Below are 6,480 nucleotides of genomic sequence, written 5' to 3'. Positions count from 1 at the left end.
CCGCATCGCGCAGCTGGCGCTGGACGCGGGCATTCCCAAAGGCGTGTTCAACGTGCTGCCAGGCTACGGCCACACCGTCGGCAAGGCGCTGGCGCTGCACATGGACGTCGACGTGCTGGCCTTCACCGGCTCCACGGCGATTGCCAAGCAACTGATGATCTACGCCGGGCAAAGCAACATGAAGCGTGTCTGGGCTGAAGCCGGAGGCAAGAGCGCGAACGTGGTGTTCGCCGATGCGCCGGACCTGCGCGCGGCAGCACAGGCGGCGGCCGGTGCCATCGCCTTCAACCAGGGCGAAGTCTGCACCGCCGGCTCGCGCCTGCTGGTGGAGCGTTCGATTCGCGAGCAGTTCATTCCAATGTTGGTCGAGGCCCTGCAAGCCTGGAAACCGGGCCATGCGCTCGATCCTGCGACCAGCGTTGGTGCGGTGGTCGACCAGCGTCAACTGGACAACGTGCTGCGCTACATCGGCATCGGCAAGGAGCAGGGCGCCGAACTGATCGCCGGCGGCAGCCGCACCCTGGAAGACACCGGTGGCCAGTACGTGGAACCGACGATTTTCGACGGCGTGACCAACGCCATGACCATCGCCAGGGAAGAGATCTTCGGCCCGGTGCTGTCGGTCATCACTTTCGACACTGCCGAAGAAGCCCTGGCGATTGCCAACGACAGCATCTACGGCCTGGCCGCCGGTGTGTGGACCAGCAACCTGAGCAAGGCCCACACCTTCGCCCGTGGCCTGCGTGCCGGCAGCGTCTGGGTCAACCAGTACGACGGCGGCGACATGACCGCGCCGTTCGGCGGGTTCAAGCAATCGGGCAACGGTCGCGACAAATCGCTGCATGCGTTCGACAAGTACACCGAACTCAAAGCGACCTGGATCAAGCTCTAAATACCTAATAAGAAAGCGGCGGTTGCCGGTCGATGACCGGCGGCCATCGGAGAAACCTATGACTCAAAGCTCTGTTAAACAAACTCATGTAAACAGCTACTACGCTGCCACCCGCAACTTCACCGGCGACTTCCCGGTGCTTGAAGAACTGGTGGAATGCGATGTCTGTGTAATCGGTGCCGGCTACACCGGCCTGTCCTCGGCACTGTTTCTCAGCGAAGCCGGCTACAGCGTCACCGTACTGGAAGCGGCCAAGGTCGGCTTCGGCGCCAGCGGTCGCAACGGCGGTCAACTGGTCAACTCCTACAGCCGCGACGTCGACGTCATCGAAGAGCGCTATGGCGACAAGACCGCTGAAGTACTGGGCAGCATGATTTTCGAAGGCGCCGACATCATTCGTCAGCGCATACAGCACTACGACATCCAGTGCGACTACCGTCCAGGCGGTATCTTCGCGGCGATGAACAAGAAGCAGTTCAAGGGCCTGGCCGAGCAGAAGAAGAGCTGGGAACGCTACGGCAACAAGAACCTGACCTTGCTCAGCGCCAGCGACATCAAGCGTGAGGTCGGTTCCGACGCTTACGTCGGCGGCTTGCTGGACATGCAGGGCGGGCATATTCACCCGCTGAACCTGGCATTGGGCGAAGCCTCGGCCATCATCGGCCTGGGCGGCAAGATTTTCGAGCAATCGGCGGCGGTGGAAATCACCTACGGCGAACCGAACATCGTGCGCACCGCCAAGGGCGTGGTACGGGCCAAGTACCTGCTGATCGCCGGTAACGCTTACCTGCCTCAGGGCCTGGACAACCGCGTGACCGCCAAGAGCATGCCGTGCGGTTCGCAGATCGTCGTCACCGAGCCGTTGTCGGAGAAACAGGCCCGCAGCCTGATCACCAATAACTACTGCGTCGAAGACTGCAACTACCTGCTTGACTACTACCGCCTGACGGCCGACAACCGCCTGCTGTTCGGTGGTGGTGTGGTCTACGGCGCCCGTGAGCCGAACGACATCGAACAACTGATCCGTCCGAAAATCCTCAAGACCTTCCCGCAGTTGAAGGACGTGAAGATCGACTACCGCTGGACCGGCAATTTCCTGCTGACCATGTCGCGCATGCCGCAATTCGGCCGCATCGAGAAAAACGCCTACTACATGCAGGGCTACAGCGGCCACGGCGTGACCTGTTCGCACCTGGCCGGCAAGTTGATCGCGGAAATGATCCGTGGCGACGCCGAGCGTTTCAACGCGTTCGCTTCGTTGCCGCACATGCCGATGTTCGGCGGTCGCACCTTCCAGGCGCCGCTCACCGCCATGGGAGCGGCGTATTACGCACTGCGCGACCGTTTCGGTATCTAAGCGTTACCTCACCGGCGGCCACCCCATGGATGTCGCCGGTTTTTTTTTCGTACCCTGTAGGAGCGAGGCTCGCCCGCGAAGAGGCCCTTTCAGTCGCCATCAATGTCGCCTGATACATCGCCTTCGCGGGCAAGCCTCGCTCCTGCAGGCCGCAAAACACAGGGCCCGATGACTGTTTTCTACTGCCGTCCATCGAACCTGCTGAGCTGCATGAACAAACGTGATTTAATAGCCGCCTTTCACGGTTCCGGGACAGGGGAACGGCGACAACCGCGGATATCGCGGCCGCCCGCCACCGACCCCCATTACCCTTAAGTCGTTCTCACATAAGGCTGTCATGGATACGGGTTCTCGACTCAAATTAGTACGCGAAAGCTACAAACTGTCCCAGCGCGAGCTGGCCCGGCGTAGCGGCGTCACCAATGCCACCATCTCGCTGATCGAACAGAATCGCGTCAGTCCGTCGGTCAGTTCGCTGAAAAAGCTGCTTGAAGGCATCCCCATGTCCCTGGCGGACTTCTTCACCTTCGATCAGCCCCCGCGCGAGCACCAATACGTCTTCCGCGCCAACGAACAACCCGACCTGGGTCGCCATGGCCTGCGCCTGCTGCTGATCGGTGCCTCGATACCGAGCCGGCAGATGCGCCTGTTGCGCGAGCAATACGCACCGGGCGCCAGTTCCGGGGAAGAGCCGATCGTGCATACCGAGGGCGAGGAGTGCGGGTTGGTTACCCGAGGCACGGTGGAACTGACCGTGGACGGCCAGACCAGCATCCTGAGCGCCGGGGATGGTTACTACTTCCCGACCACGCTGCCACATCGATTCCGCAACATCGGCCAGGATGAGGCGGAAATCATCAGCGCGAACACGCCGGCGAACTTCTGATAGCAGGGCGGTGAGGCTGCGTGCCTCGACTGCGTTGTGTTGATTGAAAAATCCGATACCTGTTTGGGTGTCGGATTTTTTTTGCCGGGATAACACTTGATTTCGGTTTCGTAGCCAAATCAACCAATTCACTTTCGATATTGTTTCGAAGGTTCGCTTTTTGGCACAGCCAGAATTTTACGTAAGGTAAGTGCATTGGCGTGGTAGGAGCTTTCCTACTGTGCGTAGTCGAGGTCCAAAATAACTTCTCGGTTTTATTGTGAGGCTTTAACGTCTGGTGGGTATGTAAATAACACTTGCTTTAGGGCTTGCTGCTTATGTTGATTCGAGAGTTTTTAGTTATATTTTTGACGGATGTTTTGACTTTTACGACGTCTGTTGTGTATGCCGCATTATTTGTGGGGATCATAAATTATTTTGTGCCGCTAGAGGGGACGTTGCTTAAAGTAGTAGCGGGCTCTGTTTTTGCTGTTTTTTTCTATGTGGATTATCGATATTGCTCTCCAACCATGATAGCTATTTTTCTGGGGCGTCCTATAGATTTCAAGAGTCAATCAATGAAGGTGATATATTTTGGGGTTTTTTCCGGGGCAGCATACGTTTCGGCTATTTTAGTATTCGCAATTATTGATGTGGTCGCTCTGAGCGAGTTAGAGTTTTTATTGGTTTGTGGGGTGGTATTTTTTTTCGTTTTTTGTGTGATTTTGTTTTATGTTAAGTGGTTGCGTCGTGATATTTGTGAATGATTTTAATCCAGGTTGGATGATTGTTTTGCTGTTGTATTATTTCTGATGTTGTCAATGGAGATTGCATTGGACAAAATTTCTAATGCCAATGCAGGTCTTCCTATTTGTGTATAGGCTCTTTCATAGTTGATTGGATCGCGATTGAATAGCTCAAAGGTTCCGGGTTTTCGGACTTTTCTTAGCAGTCCGTAAGCAGATAGGGCTAAATCAATTTCGTAATAAACGTTGTCTCCGGTGTGCGTGCTTTTGACTATTTTACGATAAGCATTTCGGACAGGTCCTATTGTTTCCGGTGCGTTTGGACCTCGATATATGTTTATCATTCCTTCATAAATATTGTTTGTACCGTGTGCGATATACAAAAGACTTATCGGTGCTGTCAGGCCTTTCGACGATGCGAATCTCGTGGTGCCGACATGAATTTGTGCAAAACCAGCCAAGATACCAGTGCCATTTTTTCCATAAAAAAGTGCTTTAGCCAATAACTCGGCATACTCCTCCTTAATCTCTTGCAGCCCTTGCCTCGCACTGATCAATCCCTCGTCAACAGCCTTGATTACCCCATTGGCATAAGAAGAAACCATCGAACTGAATTTGAGCTGCAGGAAACTATCGAAAAGCTGCGGAGCACCAATCGAGCAGCCAAACGCCACGAGGTCCGATGCTGCTTTCTTCACATCATGGATATCGCAACGGTCCTCATTCATCCCCGCTTCCCCAATGGCTATACGCACTGGTGCCGGCCTGAATGTGCGTCCAGCTGATGTCCCGATAACGAATGGAAACCAGTTCCTGGGGCTCGGCGTCATTCAAGTGAATGCTGTGGGGAACTTGCAGGGTGATGTGTGCAATTCGGGCCCCGGTCAGGCGTATTGAATAATATTTATCCTGCCCGCCGGTGGCTGAGGTTCTGTAAAAGAAAATCGTGCATTCCACTTCTTCGCGCTCATGCAGGGCGCTGGCCAGAAGAGGCGAAGATTTATCGATGTTTTTGGTGATCATGATCGGCATGTGCAGGCCGCGGTCGCCGGAAACACCGCCGTCACCCGTGATCATGTTGTGCGAATAAGCCAGGATCATGATTTCGTCTTCATGACCCAACTGACATTTGCTTCCGATTGAACTGACACCGGAACAACCAGCGGAAATCAAACCTTGCCGTTTGCCGGTAATGCTCATGTAACCGTGACTCGCCATGCGTGTTTTCCATTGGAAGGTCGGTAGGTGTATTCGAGCGTACCGATCTGCGTATGGGAGAACAGGCGATATCCATTGAGGATTGTTTGATTCGGAGGCTTCCTACAAAAGCATTCGAATTGATGAAGTGATTTTTCCGAGGAGGTTGCGTTGCCGTGAGTTCCGTGAGGGCTTCGCACGGACGGATCATTTGAGTTTATCCGCAGCGGCTGTTTGGACTGGCGGGGACGCGAGGAACTACCATCACCATCGGTGTCTGAAGTTTCACAGGAAATTTTCCGCCAGGAAGGAGCGACGTATGCACGGTTCACGCACGATCATTGCTGCATTGACAGGCTTTGCCCTGATTTGTGGGTCGGTAGCCGCGGTGGCTGACCCGGGTAACGGCAAGGGTCAGGGAAACGCCAAGGGAAACCCGCAAAATGCCCAGGACCATGGCAACCCGGGCGGTCACGGAGGCAAGGGTAAAAAGTCCGGTGGCGTTTGGAGCAACGGCCCAAGTATCAATCGGGCCAGCGTTTTGGGAATTGTCGGTGGCTATCGCGACTATTGGACCCCCGGCCCCGCATTGCCACCGGGCATTCAAAAGAACCTTGCCCGTGGCAAGCCACTTCCACCTGGCATTGCCAAAAAACTTGATGGCCGCTTGATTGGTCAATTGCCTCGCTATGAGGGGTACGAATGGCAGCAGGCGGGTACGGACTTGATTCTGGTCGCGCTGGCGACTGGGCTCATTTATGAAGTGCTCAACGGTGCTTTTGATTGAGAACGCAACGCAAATACGCAGTTTGAGTGGCCGTCTGTCGCCGACGCTTGAACTGCCGGGGGGTTAACGCGTCATACCCCACGCGAAATCAACCTTCGGAAGCCATCATGCTTTTAAACAAAAAGAGTCTCGCCGCTGCCCTGTCCTGTGCCCTGATGCTCGCGGCTGCCCCGTTGCTGCCTGCCGAGCTGTCCATTATCAACGCTGCCGTGGCCAAGGAAGGTGGTGGCCATGGAGGCGGTAACGGTGGTGGGCATGGCGGCGGAAATGGCGGTGGAAACGGCGGCGGCAACGGCGGTGGGCATGGCACAGGGGATGGCGGTGGTCGCGGCGATTCCGATCACTCCGGCCCTTCTGCCAGCAGCGGTCATGGCAAAGGACTGGACAGCGATCATGTCGGCAAGGCCGTACGCGACCACGGCATCAGCGGAAATCACTTCGGCAGTGAGCGCAACGACGACAAAGGCCACGGCACCGCGACCTCAGGCATTGCCCATTCCAAAAGTACCCATGGCCTGGACAAGGCCAGGGCCATTTCCGCCACGACCCCTGGCGATCACAACGTCAAGGGCTTGAGCAAGACCGGTGTGTCGGGTGTTAAAAAGACACATTGATCAGGTGCTGTTGAATCACCCG

Annotated in this window: 8 protein-coding genes; 6 read left to right on the top strand and 2 right to left on the bottom strand. The window is 55.8% G+C overall.

All coding sequences use genetic code 11. The features are described 5' to 3' along the window. From ACQKP2_RS23985 to ACQKP2_RS23970, 4 genes are all read left to right on the top strand, one after another. Nucleotides 1–892: aldehyde dehydrogenase family protein (locus ACQKP2_RS23985; protein WP_427580052.1), on the top strand; the 892-nt coding region annotated here is incomplete at its 5' end. A 58-nt stretch (nucleotides 893–950) separates the two neighbouring features. Beyond that, the gene (locus ACQKP2_RS23980) at nucleotides 951–2,249 is read left to right on the top strand and encodes an NAD(P)/FAD-dependent oxidoreductase (protein WP_427580050.1); all 1,299 of its coding nucleotides are present in this window, start codon (nucleotides 951–953) and stop codon (nucleotides 2,247–2,249) included. Nucleotides 2,250–2,586: 337 nt separating this feature from the next. Beyond that, on the top strand, nucleotides 2,587–3,135 hold the full coding sequence (locus tag ACQKP2_RS23975) for a cupin domain-containing protein (RefSeq protein ID WP_427580048.1): 549 nt from the start codon (nucleotides 2,587–2,589) through the stop codon (nucleotides 3,133–3,135). 317 nt (nucleotides 3,136–3,452) lie between these two features. Next, nucleotides 3,453–3,881 (top strand): hypothetical protein, encoded by a 429-nt coding sequence (locus tag ACQKP2_RS23970; protein ID WP_427580046.1) that lies wholly within the window; start codon nucleotides 3,453–3,455, stop codon nucleotides 3,879–3,881. 2 nt (nucleotides 3,882–3,883) lie between these two features. Here the strand turns inward: ACQKP2_RS23970 and ACQKP2_RS23965 are convergent, their stop codons facing one another. Both ACQKP2_RS23965 and ACQKP2_RS23960 read right to left on the bottom strand, forming a co-directional pair. Further along, on the bottom strand, nucleotides 3,884–4,588 hold the full coding sequence (locus ACQKP2_RS23965; protein WP_427580044.1) for a DUF4225 domain-containing protein: 705 nt from the start codon (nucleotides 4,586–4,588) through the stop codon (nucleotides 3,884–3,886). Continuing rightward, nucleotides 4,581–5,078 carry an Hcp family type VI secretion system effector gene (locus tag ACQKP2_RS23960; RefSeq protein ID WP_427580042.1) on the bottom strand — a complete coding sequence of 166 codons (498 nt, stop codon included), beginning with the start codon at nucleotides 5,076–5,078 and terminating at the stop codon, nucleotides 4,581–4,583. Before ACQKP2_RS23960 ends, ACQKP2_RS23965 begins: the two co-directional genes overlap by 8 nt. Nucleotides 5,079–5,376: 298 nt before the next feature. Between ACQKP2_RS23960 and ACQKP2_RS23955 the strand changes: the two genes are divergently transcribed. Beyond that, nucleotides 5,377–5,844 carry an anti-virulence regulator CigR family protein gene (locus tag ACQKP2_RS23955; RefSeq protein WP_427580040.1) on the top strand — a complete coding sequence of 156 codons (468 nt, stop codon included), beginning with the start codon at nucleotides 5,377–5,379 and terminating at the stop codon, nucleotides 5,842–5,844. 107 nt (nucleotides 5,845–5,951) lie between these two features. Next, entirely contained in the window at nucleotides 5,952–6,458 is a 507-nt protein-coding gene (locus ACQKP2_RS23950) for a hypothetical protein (RefSeq protein WP_427580039.1), read from the top strand. Nucleotides 6,459–6,480 lie beyond the last annotated feature (22 nt).

This window comes from Pseudomonas sp. NPDC089569, assembly GCF_050280625.1.
Lineage (GTDB): Bacteria > Pseudomonadota > Gammaproteobacteria > Pseudomonadales > Pseudomonadaceae > Aquipseudomonas.
The sequence above is the reverse complement of the archived record's forward strand: the minus strand, read 5'-3'. Positions and strand labels throughout refer to the sequence as shown.

What these genes read in the sequence shown, in the direction of transcription:
- ACQKP2_RS23965 (WP_427580044.1), bottom strand. Translation starts at nt 4,588, where the DNA reads ATGAATGAGGACCGTTGCGATATCCATGATGTGAAGAAAGCAGCATCG.
- ACQKP2_RS23960 (WP_427580042.1), bottom strand. Translation starts at nt 5,078, where the DNA reads ATGGCGAGTCACGGTTACATGAGCATTACCGGCAAACGGCAAGGTTTG.
- ACQKP2_RS23970 (WP_427580046.1), top strand. Translation starts at nt 3,453, where the DNA reads ATGTTGATTCGAGAGTTTTTAGTTATATTTTTGACGGATGTTTTGACT.
- ACQKP2_RS23950 (WP_427580039.1), top strand. Translation starts at nt 5,952, where the DNA reads ATGCTTTTAAACAAAAAGAGTCTCGCCGCTGCCCTGTCCTGTGCCCTG.
- ACQKP2_RS23955 (WP_427580040.1), top strand. Translation starts at nt 5,377, where the DNA reads ATGCACGGTTCACGCACGATCATTGCTGCATTGACAGGCTTTGCCCTG.
- ACQKP2_RS23975 (WP_427580048.1), top strand. Translation starts at nt 2,587, where the DNA reads ATGGATACGGGTTCTCGACTCAAATTAGTACGCGAAAGCTACAAACTG.
- ACQKP2_RS23980 (WP_427580050.1), top strand. Translation starts at nt 951, where the DNA reads ATGACTCAAAGCTCTGTTAAACAAACTCATGTAAACAGCTACTACGCT.